15 protein-coding genes are annotated in these 15,328 nt (G+C 41.5%); 3 read left to right on the top strand and 12 right to left on the bottom strand.

What is annotated here, in order from left to right:
- The first annotated feature begins 149 nt into the window (after window positions 1-149).
- From O6P32_RS03070 to O6P32_RS03080, 3 genes are read left to right on the top strand one after another with little or no spacing between them, the layout of a single operon-like run.
- Window positions 150-1,007 carry an enoyl-ACP reductase FabI gene (locus O6P32_RS03070; RefSeq protein ID WP_269876747.1) on the top strand — a complete coding sequence of 286 codons (858 nt, stop codon included), beginning with the start codon at window positions 150-152 and terminating at the stop codon, window positions 1,005-1,007.
- An 18-nt stretch (window positions 1,008-1,025) separates the two neighbouring features.
- Window positions 1,026-2,024 (top strand): gliding motility protein GldB-related protein, encoded by a 999-nt coding sequence (locus tag O6P32_RS03075; protein WP_269876748.1) that lies wholly within the window; start codon window positions 1,026-1,028, stop codon window positions 2,022-2,024.
- A 20-nt stretch (window positions 2,025-2,044) separates the two neighbouring features.
- The gene (locus O6P32_RS03080) at window positions 2,045-2,749 is read left to right on the top strand and encodes an SAM-dependent methyltransferase (protein WP_269876749.1); all 705 of its coding nucleotides are present in this window, start codon (window positions 2,045-2,047) and stop codon (window positions 2,747-2,749) included.
- A 102-nt stretch (window positions 2,750-2,851) separates the two neighbouring features.
- On the opposite strand, the gene O6P32_RS03085 is transcribed toward O6P32_RS03080, so the two are convergent.
- The 12 genes from O6P32_RS03085 to O6P32_RS03140 all read right to left on the bottom strand — a co-directional run bounded on the left by O6P32_RS03085 (window position 2,852) and on the right by O6P32_RS03140 (window position 15,320).
- Window positions 2,852-3,334, bottom strand: a complete 483-nt coding sequence (locus tag O6P32_RS03085; RefSeq protein ID WP_269876750.1) for a GNAT family N-acetyltransferase — start codon at window positions 3,332-3,334, stop codon at window positions 2,852-2,854.
- A 19-nt stretch (window positions 3,335-3,353) separates the two neighbouring features.
- A complete protein-coding gene (locus O6P32_RS03090) occupies window positions 3,354-4,346 on the bottom strand; it encodes a hypothetical protein (RefSeq protein WP_269876751.1) in 993 nt (330 codons plus the stop codon).
- A 45-nt stretch (window positions 4,347-4,391) separates the two neighbouring features.
- Window positions 4,392-5,243 (bottom strand): lipoyl synthase, encoded by an 852-nt coding sequence (gene lipA / locus O6P32_RS03095; RefSeq protein ID WP_269876752.1) that lies wholly within the window; start codon window positions 5,241-5,243, stop codon window positions 4,392-4,394.
- Between the two features lie 82 nt (window positions 5,244-5,325).
- On the bottom strand, window positions 5,326-7,530 hold the full coding sequence (locus O6P32_RS03100) for a S9 family peptidase (protein WP_269876753.1): 2,205 nt from the start codon (window positions 7,528-7,530) through the stop codon (window positions 5,326-5,328).
- A gap of 140 nt (window positions 7,531-7,670) precedes the next feature.
- Complete coding sequence (gene tatC, locus O6P32_RS03105) at window positions 7,671-8,498, bottom strand: twin-arginine translocase subunit TatC (RefSeq protein WP_269876754.1); 828 nt, start codon at window positions 8,496-8,498, stop codon at window positions 7,671-7,673.
- Entirely contained in the window at window positions 8,479-8,667 is a 189-nt protein-coding gene (gene tatA / locus O6P32_RS03110; RefSeq protein WP_178266267.1) for a twin-arginine translocase TatA/TatE family subunit, read from the bottom strand. Before tatA ends, tatC begins: the two co-directional genes overlap by 20 nt.
- Before the next feature lie 2 nt (window positions 8,668-8,669).
- The gene (locus O6P32_RS03115; RefSeq protein ID WP_269876755.1) at window positions 8,670-9,179 is read right to left on the bottom strand and encodes an ECF transporter S component; all 510 of its coding nucleotides are present in this window, start codon (window positions 9,177-9,179) and stop codon (window positions 8,670-8,672) included.
- 17 nt (window positions 9,180-9,196) lie between these two features.
- Window positions 9,197-9,610: a DUF1893 domain-containing protein gene (locus O6P32_RS03120; protein WP_269876756.1), complete on the bottom strand. Its 414-nt coding sequence runs from the start codon at window positions 9,608-9,610 to the stop codon at window positions 9,197-9,199.
- A 4-nt stretch (window positions 9,611-9,614) separates the two neighbouring features.
- Entirely contained in the window at window positions 9,615-11,015 is a 1,401-nt protein-coding gene (locus O6P32_RS03125) for an aldo/keto reductase (protein WP_269876757.1), read from the bottom strand.
- A gap of 43 nt (window positions 11,016-11,058) precedes the next feature.
- Entirely contained in the window at window positions 11,059-12,561 is a 1,503-nt protein-coding gene (locus O6P32_RS03130) for a 4Fe-4S binding protein (protein WP_269876758.1), read from the bottom strand.
- A gap of 263 nt (window positions 12,562-12,824) precedes the next feature.
- Window positions 12,825-13,967: a TonB family protein gene (locus O6P32_RS03135; RefSeq protein ID WP_269876759.1), complete on the bottom strand. Its 1,143-nt coding sequence runs from the start codon at window positions 13,965-13,967 to the stop codon at window positions 12,825-12,827.
- A gap of 114 nt (window positions 13,968-14,081) precedes the next feature.
- On the bottom strand, window positions 14,082-15,320 hold the full coding sequence (locus tag O6P32_RS03140) for an ABC transporter permease (RefSeq protein WP_269876760.1): 1,239 nt from the start codon (window positions 15,318-15,320) through the stop codon (window positions 14,082-14,084).
- Window positions 15,321-15,328: the final 8 nt, after the last annotated feature.

The following is a 15,328-nucleotide window of genomic DNA, read 5'->3' on the forward strand; positions in this document are numbered from 1 at the left end:
CCTTTTTTATTGAATAAAAATAAATAAACACCTTGTAAACAGTAAGAATATAACCTCACTATAGTGTATGCAAACAAAAATAAATGTTACTTTTTCAATTAGTTACAGATTAATTTGTACCTTTGCACTGAATTTATAATAAAAAAGGTATGAGTTATAATTTACTGAAAGGAAAAAGAGGTATTATTTTCGGTGCTCTGAATGAACAGTCTATCGCATGGAAAGTTGCAGAAAAGGCTGTAGAAGAAGGAGCGATAATCACTTTATCCAATACTCCGGTAGCTGTACGTATGGGAGAAGTTTCAGCATTGGCTGAAAAATTGAACTGTGAAATAATCCCAGCAGATGCTACAAGCGTAGAAGATTTGGAAAATGTATTCAAACGTTCTATGGAAGTATTGGGCGGTAAGATCGACTTTGTATTGCATTCTATCGGTATGTCACCAAACGTACGTAAGAAACGTACTTATGATGACTTGGATTATGATATGTTGAATAAAACATTGGATATTTCAGCTGTTTCTTTCCATAAAATGATTCAGTCTGCCAAGAAGTTGGATGCTATCAATGAATACGGTTCAATTTTGGCTTTGAGCTATGTAGCAGCACAGCGTACATTCTATGGTTACAATGACATGGCGGATGCTAAAGCATTGTTGGAATCTATTGCACGTAGCTTTGGTTATATTTATGGACGTGAACACAATGTTCGTATCAACACTATTTCTCAGTCGCCTACAATGACTACTGCCGGTTCTGGCGTGAAAGGTATGGATAAACTTTTCGATTTTGCCAACCGTATGTCTCCTCTGGGAAATGCTTCTGCAGACGAATGTGCTGACTATTGTATCGTAATGTTCTCAGACTTGACTCGTAAAGTAACTATGCAGAACTTATTCCACGATGGAGGTTTCTCAAGCGTCGGTATGAGTTTGCGTGCAATGGCTACATATGAAAAAGGTCTTGACGAATACAAAGACGAAAACGGTCATATTATTTACGGATAATCCCATCCCCTTTTGCGGATGATAAGAATAGTATCCATATTATTGTTAAGTATAATCGCCTTTTCTGCTTGTCAGTCCGACAAGCAGAAGGGCGATACTTTGTTTGATAAGGATATTAAAGTAGTCCGTTACGACCGTTTACAATACGAAGCTTCGGCTTTGAACAGCTTTTCGGCTTTACAGAAAATGAATTTAGAGTATCCGCAGGCTACCAGACTGCTGATAGAAGATGTATTGATGATAGGTAATGTATCCGAGCCGGATATCAATGAACGTTTGTGTGCCTATTATTCTGATACAATTTTATTGCAGTTGATGGCAGATGCAGAGAGTAAATTCAAGGATATGGAGCCTATAGAACAGGGGTTAACCGAGGCATTTAAAACATTGAAAAAGGAAATACCTTCTTTCCCTATTCCGGTTGTTTATTCACAGGTTTCTGCGTTAAATCAGTCGGTTGTAGTCGGGGATAGCTTGTTGGGGTTTAGTATCGATAAGTATCTTGGTGAAGATTATCCGCTGTATGAACGTTACTATTATTCTTACCAGCGTCGTACAATGAATCCCGACCGTATTCTTCCTGATTGTCTTACTTCTTATCTGTATAGTTTGTATCCTTTTCCATGGCTTACGGAATATCGCACCCTGTTTGATGTGATTATGTATAGAGGAAAAATTCATTGGGTTGTAAGTCGTTTACTTAAGAAAAGTAAGTCGTACGAGTCCTTCTTGGGATATACTAAAGAGGAAATACTTTGGTGCAGGAAAAATAAAAAAATACTGTGGGATTGGATGGTCAATCAGGGACATTTATGGAGTAAAGATCCTATGATTATTCGAGCTTATACACATCCGGATCCCAGTATGGTGTTTAAAGGAGAGAAGATTCCTCCTCTTATAGGAGTTTGGATGGGAATGGAGTTGACGGATTTGTATATGCAACAGCATCCCAACTTGACAATCGAAGAGTTATTGTCACGCATTGATTTCAGAGATATTAGAAATGTGAAATTCTGATTATAACGAGTGTTCAAATCATGGATATTGCTTTATATTTATTGCCTGTCACATTAGGTGATACGGCTATCGAAAAGGTTTTGCCATCATATAACAAAGAAATAATTTTAGGAATCAAGCATTTTATTGTGGAAGATGTACGTTCTGCCCGTCGTTTCCTGAAGAAAGTAGATTCCGGTATCAATATTGATGAATTGACATTCTATCCATTGAATAAACATACTTCTCCGGAAGATATTTCCGGATATCTTAAACCGTTGGCAGAAGGACAGGCTATGGGAGTTATATCAGAGGCCGGATGTCCGGCTGTAGCCGATCCGGGAGCCGACGTGGTGGCGATTGCCCAGCGTCGCAATATGAAAGTCGTACCTTTGGTAGGTCCTTCTTCTATTATTCTTTCGGTGATGGGATCTGGTTTTAATGGACAAAGTTTTGCTTTTCATGGTTATTTGCCGATTGAGCCTTCCGAACGGATGAAGCGTATCAAAGAATTGGAGCAACGTATTTATACTGAAAACCAGACACAGCTCTTTATAGAAACTCCTTATCGTAACAATAAAATGATGGAGGATATTTTAAAAGCCTGCCGCCCGCAGACAAAGATGTGTATTGCTGCAAATATCACTTGTGAAGGGGAATATATTCACACAAAGACTATTAAAGAGTGGAAGGGAAAATTACCCGATTTGGCTAAAATACCTTGTATTTTTCTGATTTATAAGTAATAATACTATATAGAATTGAAATTGATTAAGGCTTTCAGACGATAACAGTGTTGTCTGAAAGCCTTAATTTTTATTTTAGCTCTTTATAATATAAAAGAGGTGTTATAGATGCAGTTCATAATCGCATACATCCAGCCATTGGTCAAATTTTCTACCTACTTCGTGAAAATGTGAAACCAGTTGGAAACCTAATTGCTCATGCAAGTGCATACTGGCTTCATTAGGATAAGTAATACAAGCTATAAGCGTATGCAGGTTTCGTTCCCGGCAAGAGTTTATCAGATGTAGCATCATTTTTTTTCCTATTCCTTTACCAGTATATTCCGGTTTAATATATATCGTAGTTTCTGCAGTACATTGGTAAGCTTCTTTTTCTTTCCATTGGTGAGCATAACAATATCCGGCTATTTCTCCTTTCTCTTCGTATATCCAATACGGATAATTACGATTGATAGATAGAATACGCCTTTTCATTTCTTCTGTAGAAACCGGTTCCGTTTCAAATGTAATAGTAGTTTGTGCGATGTAATGATTATAAATTGCTGCAATAGCTTCAGCATCTTCTGTCTGTACTTTTCGTATCATATTGTGTTGTTTCTTTTATTTAATCGTCAAAATATTCATTCCACATATGTGCTGCCAATTGCAAATGGGAAAACTCATGCAGAAGGGTTGGACTGAACTTATCTTTGTTCGCCTCAATTTCTTCAAAGGAAAAGAATCTGCCTTCCGAAGAATGTATCTTGGTCTCGTTGTCAATCGGAAGAATATAAAGATGAATATATTGTTCACACGAACAGTTTAAACTGGATTTATAATGTAAAATAGCCCGAGGAGTTTCTTTTATGTTCCAATATTTCTTTGCTATCTTACGGGCATATTTGTCGTTTCGGTTAGTTGATCCTTCGAAATTATTTTCTACCGGTAAATCCCAGAGAACTGTAGAAGTAGAAGAACAGCAACCCGTATATTTTCGCTTGGTCAGGTAAATTTTATTGTGACAGAGAGGAGCAATTCGTATAATTGTATAACGGAAATTGTCCTGTAATGCAATACATATCCCTACGATATTAATAATCAGGCAAATGATATAAATGGATACCGGTATGATATTGACAAGGAAGAAATAGGTTTCATCCGATAAAGATTTGTTATAATAAACAGTAATGCCTAAAATCAGCAGATGGAGGCTGGATAGAATGACAATTGTTTTGGCTTCAAGCAGGTAGGAAAAACAACCTTTCAATTTCAGCCACCGTTGGAAACTTTTGTAAATTTCAGGAGCCGTAATGTGGATAAAGGCGAAAATAAGTAAAATAAATTCAAGCGTAGGAGTAATTCCTCCTTTGGGAAGAAGTTGATAATCGGTAAATTGGCGTACTATATAGCACGTACTTATGCCGATGGTTCCGAGCAAAAGAAAGAAGTTCAATTCTTTCAGTCGGATGATGTAATAGAACAAGACGATGAGGCTTAGCAATAATCCTCCTCCTAATACAGCAACAGAAGGCAGAAAATGAAGTGCAATCAGTGTTGCAATGAGAGGTAATAATCCGAGCGATACAATTTGATCTTTATATTTCAACAATAGCTTCATCTTATAGGGGTTTTATTTTTTCAACAACGGAAAAACCCAATTTGTTCAATGGTTAGGCAGATGCTTTTCGGCATGATAAGAAGAACGTACCAATGGTCCGCTTTCCACCGTTGTAAATCCCTTTTTTTCTCCAATAATTTTATAGTATGTAAATTGTTCCGGTGTAATGTATGCTGCTACCGGAAAGTGTTTGCGGGTAGGTTGAAGATACTGTCCGATGGTCAGTATACTACATCCATGCTGCAGTAAATCATCCATTGTCTGTTCCACTTCTTCGGGTGTCTCTCCCAATCCCACCATAATACCCGATTTGGCCGTGATACCACTATCCGCTATCTGTCGGATCACAGACAGACTTCTGTCGTAAGTAGCTGCGCTACGTACCAGTGGAGTAATTCGTCTGACAGTTTCCATATTGTGTGAAATGATGTCCGGATGAGTATCAGTAACCATCTGGATAAGTTCTCCTCTTCCTTGGAAATCAGGAATCAGTGTTTCCAGTGTTGTTTGAGGGTTTAACTCACGGATTGCCCGTATAGTAGCAGCCCAGTGTGAAGCACCCAGATCTTCCAGGTCGTCCCGGTCTACAGAAGTGATTACTGCATGATTGAGTTTCATCAAGCGGATGGATTCGGCGACTCGCATAGGCTCTTCTGCGTCGAGTGGAAGCGGCTTTCCGCTTTGAGTATTGCAGAATTTGCATGCACGGGTACATATTGCTCCTCCAATCATAAAGGTGGCAGTTCCTTTTCCCCAGCATTCACCTAAATTGGGGCATCTCCCACTACTACATATCGTATGTAGCCGATGTGTATCTACAATACGCTTTGTATCGGTGTATCGCTGATTGGTACCGATTTTTATTTTCAGCCATTCAGGTTTTTTTACGTGTTCCATAGGATTAAAAGTAAAATTCTTGGGCTTTCGGCTTGAAAAGTGAATGATGCTTTTCAGTGTCCGGAGGCCCAAGAACTTTTTATTAAAGGTTATTGATAAAGAAGTTTGCTACACGGTTCATCAGATGGTTGCGGGTATTTCCTCCGAATATGCCGTGATTACGGTTGGTATATACCTGCATATCAAATTGGATACCTGCCTGTACCAGTGCCTCACTATATTCGGCACAGTTCTGGTAGTGTACGTTGTCGTCGGCTGTACCATGAATCAGCAACAGTTTTCCTTGCATTTGCGGTGCTCTTAAGATAGCGGAACCGGCATTATATCCTTCTCCGTTTTCTTTCGGCGTACGCATAAAACGTTCGGTATATATGGTATCATAAAATCTCCAGTCGCTGGGGGCTGCAATGGCTACTCCCGCTTTAAAGGCTGCAGAACCTTCACTCATAGACATCAGTGTGGTGTAACCTCCAAAACTCCATCCCCAAATACCGATACGTTTACCGTCTACATAGGGGAGTGTACCCAGATAGCGGGCGGTTTCCACTTGGTCTTGTGCCTCTTTTACTCCTAAGTACAGATAAGTACATTTTTCGAAAGCCGCACCACGTCCACCTGTTCCACGTCCGTCTACACATACCATGATGTATCCTTTGTCGCACATATATGCTTCAAACATACCTCCATCACCCATACTGCCGATGTTCCAGCGGTCGAGTACCTGCTGAGAGCCTGGTCCGCTGTACTGGTGCATGATGACCGGATATTTCTTGTTTGCATCAAAATTGTGTGGTTTCATAATCCATCCGTTCAGTTCCACACCGTCTGAAGTCTTGAAGCTAAAGAATTCCTTACTTGGCATATTCAGACTGCTGACTTTAGCTTTCAGTTCTGCATTGTCCAGCAAAGTAGTCAATTCTTTTCCTTTGTTGTCGTTGATGGTAATCAGAGTTGGAGTCTTTATACCTGAATACTTGTTGATGTAGTATTTCTGATTGGTACTGAAAATAGCCTCATTAGTTCCTGTACGTGAAGACAGTTTGGTCTTTTTCCCTTTTGCATCGATTTTATACACGGCACTACGGAGTGGGCTCTCTTCATTGCTGCTATAATAAAAGATATTGTTGTTTTGGTCCCATCCCAAGAACGATTTCACTTCAAACTGTCCTTTGGTAATCTGTTTTACCAGATTGCCGGCAATGGTATATAAATACAGATGATTGTAACCGTCTCTTTCACTCATCATTACGATATGTTCCGGATAGAAAGCGATGTCGGAATAAGCCTGTTCCTTGATATATTGTTCTGCTTCATCGCGGATGGCAAGCTTGCAAAGTGAACTGCGGGGATTAGCCATATAAAGGTCGAAACGGTTCTGATGGCGGTTCAGAGTCATGATAGCCAGTTTTTCCGGGTCGGAAGTAAACTTGATACGTGGAATGTATCCATCTGTATCGAGCGGAAGGTCCATCTGGCGGGTTACACGACTCTTGATATCGAATGTATGTACAGTTACTTTCGAGTTTACTTCCCCTGCTTTGGGATATTTATAACTGTATGCTCCCGGGTAGCTTGCATATTCTTCGTTCGAAGGAAAAGCTCCTTTGTACAAAGGGAATGAAAACTGTGGAACCTGACTCTCGTCGAAGCGGATATAAGCAATCATACGACTGTCGGCACTGAAGTCGAAGGCACGATTGAATCCGAACTCCTCTTCGTATACCCAGTCGGGGATACCGTTCAGTACTTTGTTGTATTCTCCGTCTTTGGTTACTTGCGACTCACTGTTTCCAAACAGCAGTTTGACCAGAAAAATATTGTTGTTTCTCACAAAGGCAATCTGGTTTCCGTCGGGCGAGAATAGAGGAACCTGCTGTGCTCCTTTATCGGAAAGAGGAGTCACCTTGTTGTTTCTTACATCGAAAATATAATATACCGCAGTAAACGAGCGGCGGTAAATTGGCTGGGTTTCTGTCTGTATCAGAATCCGTTTTTCGTCGGGCGAAAGAATATAGTCGTCAAACGATTTGAATGTACAGTTGCGTGCAGTAGTTACATCGAATACAGTATCTACTTCTTTTCCTGTTTTGAACGAATATTTCACGATTCGTTTTCCGTCACTGCTTATTTGGGTATAATGTTCGCCGTCCAGCATGGGTTTAATGCCATAGATATTTTTTGCACGGTAAGTACCCTGTGCTACATCTTTCAGCGTAACATGTTGCTGTGCCTGCGCTCCTGTCAGAATGCAAGCCAACAGATAAAAAAGTACAAAAAGTTTTTTCATTGTTACTCGTTTATGGTTTAAACGCAAAGTTAGATAATTTGTATAAATAACAGCAGGTAATCTTCCGTTAGATTCAAATAAATGTAGGCTGTTGGAAAAAATATACTTGTCCTTCACTTTTTATGGTTGCCTGAGAACGGTTATTTCTGTGAGTCGGGATGTACTTTGGCTACAATCCAGATACTTGCCTCATACAAAATCCAAATAGGGAAACTGACCAGTGTAAGTGTAAACACATCGGATGTAGGAGTAATGATGGCAGCGATAATGAGAATGACAATAATGGAGTGTTTTCGGAAACGTCGCATGAAAGAAGCGGAGAGCACTCCCAATTTTCCCATTAACCAGCATATTACAGGAAGTTCGAACAGAATTCCCATCCACAGGCTCATCATTAGTAAAGTATCCATATAAGATTGTAGGGAAATCATGTTGGTTACTTCCGTACTGACTTGATAAGTACCCAAAAAGCGGAAAGTAAGGGGAAAAATAAGAAAGTAGTTCAGTGAAGCACCTGCCATGAACATGATATAGCCACCTCCTGCTACCCGAACCGAATACTTTCGTTCATGACTGTATAAGGCTGGGGAGATAAAGTGGAATAAGATGTATAATATGTAAGGAGAAGAAAGCAACAGTCCGGTGTAGAGAGAAGTTTTCATATGGATGATAAACTGCTCGGCCAGGCCGGTGTTAATTAAACTGACGGAAAATCCCGTAGAATCCATTCCTGTGGCCCACCGGTTAATCATGTTCAGCAACCGGTAGGTAATAAAATGATCGTTTTTGGGAGCAAGGATAATGGAGAATACTTCATCTTTGAATAAAAAGGCAATGATGCTACATGCAATTGTGGCAATAATGATTTTTATCAACGATGCTCTCAGTTCGTCCAGATGCTCCCAAAAAGACATCCCTTCGGGCTGTATGCAGTTCTCTTCTTCTATTTTATTTGGATGCGCTGTCATCAGTCTTATCAGTCTTGTCGGAATCTTTTTCTACTTCTTTCATTCCTTCCTTGAAACTGCGTACACCTTTTCCCAAACCTTTCATGAGTTCTGGAATTTTTTTACCACCAAAGAATAATAAAATAAGGAGTATGATGAATAATAATTCTTGAGTACCAAGTCCAAACATAATTATTTACGTATAAAGTGAGTAATAAACAAATAACCTCCAATTATCTGAAGCAGCATACCGGGAATGCCTATACGGAAATCCTGAATAGCCAGATAAAAATCGCCTTGCATCATCCATTCTCCCAAAGTACCGAATATCTGATAAAAAGCAACAATTAGAACAAGTAGTCCCAAAGATACTTTTTTGAAATATCCGGCTACAAATCCTGCCCCTGTGGCCAGTAGAATGGACTTCAGTAAAATAGTCGGTAATACTGCCGGAGCAGGCATACCGAAGAAAAATGAATTGACAAGTGGAGACAGAAGGGCTGTCAGTATTCCTACCTGCCATCCGTATTTGTAGGCTCCTATTAAGGTAAAAAAGTAAATAGGGAGCCATGTAACTCCTCCTTGTGGAATCAGATGAAAGAGCTGAGGCAATATGATGTTGCCCAATACAAACAGAGCGGCTGTAAGATAGGTTTTGCTCTGTTTATAAGAGAGTGTGTATAGTTTTACAGTTGTTTCCATTTCTATGAATGAATTTGTTAGATTTTGCTTTTAATAAACCGGTCGATAATGGTAAACAGGATATCGATGGAATCTTCTTCGTAGCAGCGTGTTTCCAGCGGGCACCAGCCGGTATTGTCGCGGTTGCAGATATAAGGTACTGCTTGTGTATATTCTACCGGAATATGGGCTGCCTGCAGCAACTTTAATGCCGGAGTACTGATGGTATCTGTATACAGTTCCTTGATTTGTCCTTTGACCATTAATGCTGCAGCTGCTTTTCCCACTACCTTGTCGGCCACAGAGGCTCCGTGTAGAAATTGAGGCTCCTGACAGAGCAGAGTATACAGGTCGGCTACTCCTCGCTGATGAAAGCTTCTTATTTCTCCTGCTGCTCCCGCTATTACACACGAGCATTTTTGCGTATGCAGTAAATCAATAATTTCTTTCATTGTTTCAGAGTTTATTTTGTTTCAAGTCTTCTACAAAGGCATCAATGCGGTGCAACTCTTTAGGAATGTCTATACTTTGCGGACAGTGAGAAATACACTGTTTGCAACCGATGCAGTGATTGGCTTGCCGGAGACGGGGAACGCTACGATCGTATCCGATGAGGAAAGCTCTGCGTGCCTTCCGGTAGTTTTCTGCCTGTGCATTTTCGGGAACATTTCCTTCGTTGACACATTTGTTGTAATGTAGCAGAATAGAAGGAATGTCGATTCCGTATGGACATGGCATACAATACTTACAGTCGTTACACGGGATGGTAGGATATTGCATCATCAAGTCGGCTGTATCATACAGAAACTGTGTTTCTTCCTGTGTAAGAGGCTGTAATGGACAATAGCTGCGTAAATTGTCCTGTAAATGTTCCATAAAAGTCATTCCACTCAATACTGTCAGTACATTGGGGAAAGTACCGACAAAGCGGAAGGCCCATGAAGCTACACTCCGTTCTGGTTCCCGCTGTTTGAGGCGTGCCACAATATGGTCGTGTACTTTCGACAGACGGCCTCCCAGCAGAGGTTCCATAATAATGGCAGGAATATTCCGTTTTGCCAGTTCTCCATACAGATACTCGGCATTGGTATTGCGTGGATTGATTTCCTTGGCATGCTCCCAGTCGAGGTAATTCATCTGTATTTGTACAAAATCCCACTGATATTTGTCGTGCTGAGACAGCAGATAGTCGAATACTCTGATATCGCCATGGTAAGAGAAACCCAAGTTACGGATGCGTCCGGCTTTTCGTTCTTCTACCAGGAAATCGAGCATACCATTCTTTATATACCGTGCCTCGAACTCTTCCATTCCTCCGCCCATTCCCACTGCATGCAGCAGCATATAGTCTATATAGTCTACTTGCAGTTCTTTGAATGAGTTATGATACATCTCCAGAGAAGCTTCTCTGCTCCAGGTGGAAGGAGCAAAGTTCGATAACTTTGTTGCGATGAAATACTTGTTTCGCGGATGCTTGTGCAATGCAATACCGGTAGCATGTTCCGACTGGCCTTTGCAATAGGCAGGAGACGTATCAAAATAGTTGACTCCATGCGCAATGGCATAGTCGACCAGCTGGTTGACCGCTTCCTGATCAATTTCTTCTTCTCCCTCTTTGGAGTTCTCTCTCTTTATGGTAGGCCAGCGCATGCATCCATATCCTAAAATAGAAACCTTTTCTCCCGTTTTCGGATGGGTTCGGTAAGTCATCTGATCGGTTGGGATTTCTTTTGTCGTTTCACCGGATGCTGCTTGCTGTGCAGAACGGCTGCATGCCGTCCATCCGGCAATTGCCATTCCGGCTGCTCCGGTCAGCTTAAAGAAGTCTCGTCGGGATATGTGTTTTTTGTTTGTCATATATCAAACCATTAAGTTTTTCATTCCAGTTTTTCGGTTGCGCTTATAGAGTCCGGTGTATTTCATGCCCTTCTACATAAATGGCACTGAACGGGCGTGCCGGACACAGATTTTCACAGGCTCCACATCCTATGCAGCGTTCGGTATTGACTACCGGAATTTTAAGCGACTGAGGATTCGCTGCATCTGATGGTACCATCTGTATAGCTCCTGCAGGGCAGTGACGGGCACAGTTTCCACATTCTACTCCGTCGGTCAGAGGTATGCAGTTTTTCTTAATCCATACCGCGTGTCCGATTTGTGTAGATGATTTGTCAGCTTTGCTGATAGGGCGTATGGCTCCGGCGGGGCAAACATCTGCGCAACGGGTACATTCCGGACGGCAATATCCTCGTTCGTAGCTCATTTCCGGCTGCATCAGTGTGAGCAGTCCGCTAGAAGGACGGAGTACTTCATTGGGGCAGACCGATACACACAACTGGCAGGCAGTACAGTGTTGGGCAAAATGACGGATACTGAGTGCTCCCGGAGGTACGATTCTTGTCTTGCGTTCGGGTATTTTCTTATCTTCGATGACAGCCAGCCCACCGTCAACTTTTTTCTCTTGTGCCTTAAGAGTAGCTGTAGCTGCCAGCCCGGCTGTAACGGAGAGGAACTGTCTGCGTGCCTGATCAGCCGGTTGTCCTTTGAGTGTTTCTTTAGACTGCTGTGGAGCTGTTTTCTTGAAGCGATACTGAAAACGGATGGCTCCATGCTTGCACACATCTATACAATCCATGCAAGCTACACACCGGCTGTAGTCAATATGGTGTGCTTTGGAATCGATACAAGAGGCTTTACATTTGCGTGAGCAAAGCGTGCATGAGTTACATTTCTCGGTGTGTATAACCGGACGGAACAGTGAATATCGGGATAATATGCCCAATAAGGTGCCTACCGGGCAGATGGTATTGCAGTAAGTTCTTCCGTTGCGCCATGCCAGGATTATCAATATGATTAATGTAGCAAGAGCTATACAGAAAGTAGGAAGACTTTTGAGCCAGACTTCTGTACGGTAGAAAGCGTAACTGTCTGCCCGTTCGGCCAGATAGGCCAGAAAATTATTTCCCCATCCGTACAAAGGAGCAAAGAGGTTTTGTGCGATACGGCCGTAAGAACTGTATGGAGCAAGTAAAGCCGTCAGTGAGCCGATACCTCCGATTAAAGCAATGATAAAGAGAATCAGTACACCATACCGGAGTAGTTTTTTCTCGGTTGAGTAAGTGAAACGGTATTTTTTCTTTTTCCGTTTTCCACTGCTCCATGAGATGATGTCCTGGAGTACACCCAACGGGCAAATAACGGAGCAATAGATGCGTCCTACTACGAGGGTCAGTACTATCAGGAGAACGACAACTCCAATATTCAAAGCCAGTAAGGCAGGTAAAAACTGAATTTTTGCCATCCACCCGAACCACGTATGAATACTTCCTGTAAAGTCGAGGAACAGTAGGGTGATGAGGGTAAAAAATACGACTGCAAACGCGATTCTGATTTTACGTAACATATCGGTAATTCATATCTGTTTGTTGCAAATGTCGGTATTTTGTTGGAAAAAACGGTTGTTTAAGTCGTATAAATTACTGTTTGGGATAAAGTTTTTTACTGGATATGTAGTATAACCGACGACGTCGGCTCTACAATCGACGTCGTTGTTTTTATAATCGATGCCGTTAAATATAGAGCCGACGTCGTCGGTTACAAATCAGTATAGGAATAAATACTTTATGTGGTTGTATTCGAACTGATTAATCTTCTGTATCATTTTGATTAGCGGCGGCGCTTTCCTTTTTTCGACTTGAGTGCATGCGGCCAGGACAGTTCAATAGCTTGGGGGCGGAAATATTCTGTCCATTCAATATTCAAATCAGGCAGCAGATTGATGGGAAGCGCTTTTTGCAAAGCTACAGGTAATATCTTTTTTGCAACTTCTTGGCTGGAAGTTGTTTTTTGAGTTTTATCTACGCCTGTAGAACCAGCTACAACAGGTTCTTTTTTAGGTAGTTTAAACTGGATGGGAATAGAATACTTGCATCGTACGGGGGTGCCATGATCTTTCCCGGCAATCCATCGGGGCATGGTACGTATCAGATGTAAAGCTGCTTCGTCCAGTTCATCGTTTAAATGGCGTACAATAATCGGATCAGTAATTTCTCCGTTTTTCTCTACAATGAATTGTACCCCGACTACTCCTTCAATACCTGCATTTTGTGCTTGTTTGGGATATTGCAGATTTCGGTTGATGTAGTTTCTCATTGCCTTCATGCCTCCCGGAAAACGCGGCATTTGCTCTACACTTCGATAGATGCGGTCGGAGCCTTTTTTAGGCATGACGATAGGAAGAGGTTCTTCACCAAATTGCAGAAAACGGGTAATCTCCAATGAAAGGGTTTCCATTCCTTTGGCGCGAATCACAATAGGATGGTTGTAATCTGCTTCGATGTGAAAAAGGCCTATTTCGTCACTTTGTACAGTGCGTCCTGTGCCCTGTATGCTGACAGTTGCTCCGGTAAGAGGTTCTCCATTGGCTGTACTTATCAGACCTTCTATAGGAAAAGTTGTACCTGCCTGCTGTAATGCTGCAATTTCTTTCGGACTGTCTATGTACAGTGTTGTGTCGGCTACGGCTTCAGTCAGTAAGAAAGAAGACTGGATTGTCTCCATGTCAGTAGGAAGGTACAATTCTGCCGTGCGATAAAAACTGGAATTCACATCATATTCGAAAGAGATAACCCCTTCTGCATTTCCTCTGTATTCCAAAGTCTTATTTTTTATTTTCAATACAATGCCGGGCTGGGGTTCTCCACTCGACTTGAGTATCGTTATGCGGAAGCTGGTCTTTTCGCTGGGAGCTGGTATGGCTTGTAATAAGGTAACACTACAGATAAAAAACAGAAGTATAGATAGTCTCATAGATTGTTGCATAATATTTATTGCAAAGCTACGCTATTCCTTCCTATTTACTAAGACTCATTTGTTAATAAAAATAAAAGCCAAACATAAGAGAGCTTATGTCCGGCTAAGGTCTTATTTTTTACGTTTCCGGTATTGTTGTAGTCTTGCCAGGGCTTTATGCCGGCTTAAGAGTATCTGCCGGCGGTATACAATGCAGGCAGTAATGAAATAGACACCGGTTTGTATCCATAAGGCGAAATAATCTGACTGAATTTCTTGTAAAGTGGCTCCCATGGAATTGATGCCTACAAATCCTCTGATACCGAAGGTAGAAGGAAAAATCCATGAAATGATTTCCCAAAATTTAGGAATGGCGGCTCCGGGCCACGATATTCCTGAAATAAAGAGGAGAGGAACAGAGGTGAATACATAAATCATCATGCACGATTCGCGGTGATGTATGAATACGGAGCAAGTCATGGCAAAGAAGATACATGCCAATACGTACGGTACTGTGAATGCCAGTAGGGTAGCAGGTTCTGCCAGTTGGATGAGGCTGAACATATAGGGTACTGCACACAATATATAGGCCGAAACTACTGCATAAACCAGCAGGTAAGCTATCGATTTTCCTAATACAATACGTAATGTTCCCCGATATTCTCTGTTGAACGGAACAAGATGACGGAAGCTGTTCTTTTCGCGGGCAGTTCCGGCAGATAACCCGACGCCCAACAACAGGGTTTGCTGTATGATAAGAATCAGTACAGCCGGAATCAGAAAACTGGCAAAGCCGTTTTGCGTATTAAACAGAGAAACTTCCTGATAGGCTATGGGGGTAGTGCTGATTTCATCTTGTCTGTCAGTAGTGTTTCCTAAACGTTGTATCTGTATTTCTTTTCCCATGTGTAGAGATACATCGGTGGAAGCTACTAACAAAGCTTTGTAATAGAGCATACCACTCATGTCGCAATATAAACTTACATGGGTCTGGATTCCTTTTGCAAGATCATGACTAAAGCTTTCAGGAATATAAATTACTCCGTATACTTTTCCGTTTTTCAGTAATTGCTTGGCTTCCTCCATGTCGGCACAGTATGATACGATATGTACGTCGGCCGTGGCATCTACTTTACGTAAAAATTCACGGCTCTGTGCCGAGCGGTCTGTATCGACAACGGCTGCAGGTACTTCACGTACTACTTCGTTGGTATAGATGAAAGCATATACCAGTGGATAAGCTATCGGAACAAGAATAAAGAAAATCAAGACTCCCTGATCTTTGATGGTATTTTTCAGTTCCTCCCGACAGATATGAAATAGTCCGGCAAGGCCTTCTCTGATGGTATGTAGTAGAGAATGATTCTTCATGAAATATA

It is taken from the genome of Phocaeicola acetigenes, assembly GCF_027529745.1.
Lineage (GTDB): Bacteria > Bacteroidota > Bacteroidia > Bacteroidales > Bacteroidaceae > Phocaeicola > Phocaeicola acetigenes.

Excerpts from the sequence above, each read along its gene's own strand:
- O6P32_RS03130 (WP_269876758.1), bottom strand. The coding sequence starts at position 12,561 with ATGTTACGTAAAATCAGAATCGCGTTTGCAGTCGTATTTTTTACCCTC.
- O6P32_RS03085 (WP_269876750.1), bottom strand. The coding sequence starts at position 3,334 with ATGATACGAAAAGTACAGACAGAAGATGCTGAAGCTATTGCAGCAATT.
- O6P32_RS03075 (WP_269876748.1), top strand. The coding sequence starts at position 1,026 with ATGATAAGAATAGTATCCATATTATTGTTAAGTATAATCGCCTTTTCT.
- tatC (WP_269876754.1), bottom strand. The coding sequence starts at position 8,498 with ATGACAGCGCATCCAAATAAAATAGAAGAAGAGAACTGCATACAGCCC.
- O6P32_RS03070 (WP_269876747.1), top strand. The coding sequence starts at position 150 with ATGAGTTATAATTTACTGAAAGGAAAAAGAGGTATTATTTTCGGTGCT.
- O6P32_RS03140 (WP_269876760.1), bottom strand. The coding sequence starts at position 15,320 with ATGAAGAATCATTCTCTACTACATACCATCAGAGAAGGCCTTGCCGGA.
- O6P32_RS03090 (WP_269876751.1), bottom strand. The coding sequence starts at position 4,346 with ATGAAGCTATTGTTGAAATATAAAGATCAAATTGTATCGCTCGGATTA.
- O6P32_RS03115 (WP_269876755.1), bottom strand. The coding sequence starts at position 9,179 with ATGGAAACAACTGTAAAACTATACACACTCTCTTATAAACAGAGCAAA.
- lipA (WP_269876752.1), bottom strand. The coding sequence starts at position 5,243 with ATGGAACACGTAAAAAAACCTGAATGGCTGAAAATAAAAATCGGTACC.
- tatA (WP_178266267.1), bottom strand. The coding sequence starts at position 8,667 with ATGTTTGGACTTGGTACTCAAGAATTATTATTCATCATACTCCTTATT.
- O6P32_RS03135 (WP_269876759.1), bottom strand. The coding sequence starts at position 13,967 with ATGAGACTATCTATACTTCTGTTTTTTATCTGTAGTGTTACCTTATTA.
- O6P32_RS03100 (WP_269876753.1), bottom strand. The coding sequence starts at position 7,530 with ATGAAAAAACTTTTTGTACTTTTTTATCTGTTGGCTTGCATTCTGACA.
- O6P32_RS03080 (WP_269876749.1), top strand. The coding sequence starts at position 2,045 with ATGGATATTGCTTTATATTTATTGCCTGTCACATTAGGTGATACGGCT.
- O6P32_RS03125 (WP_269876757.1), bottom strand. The coding sequence starts at position 11,015 with ATGACAAACAAAAAACACATATCCCGACGAGACTTCTTTAAGCTGACC.
- O6P32_RS03120 (WP_269876756.1), bottom strand. The coding sequence starts at position 9,610 with ATGAAAGAAATTATTGATTTACTGCATACGCAAAAATGCTCGTGTGTA.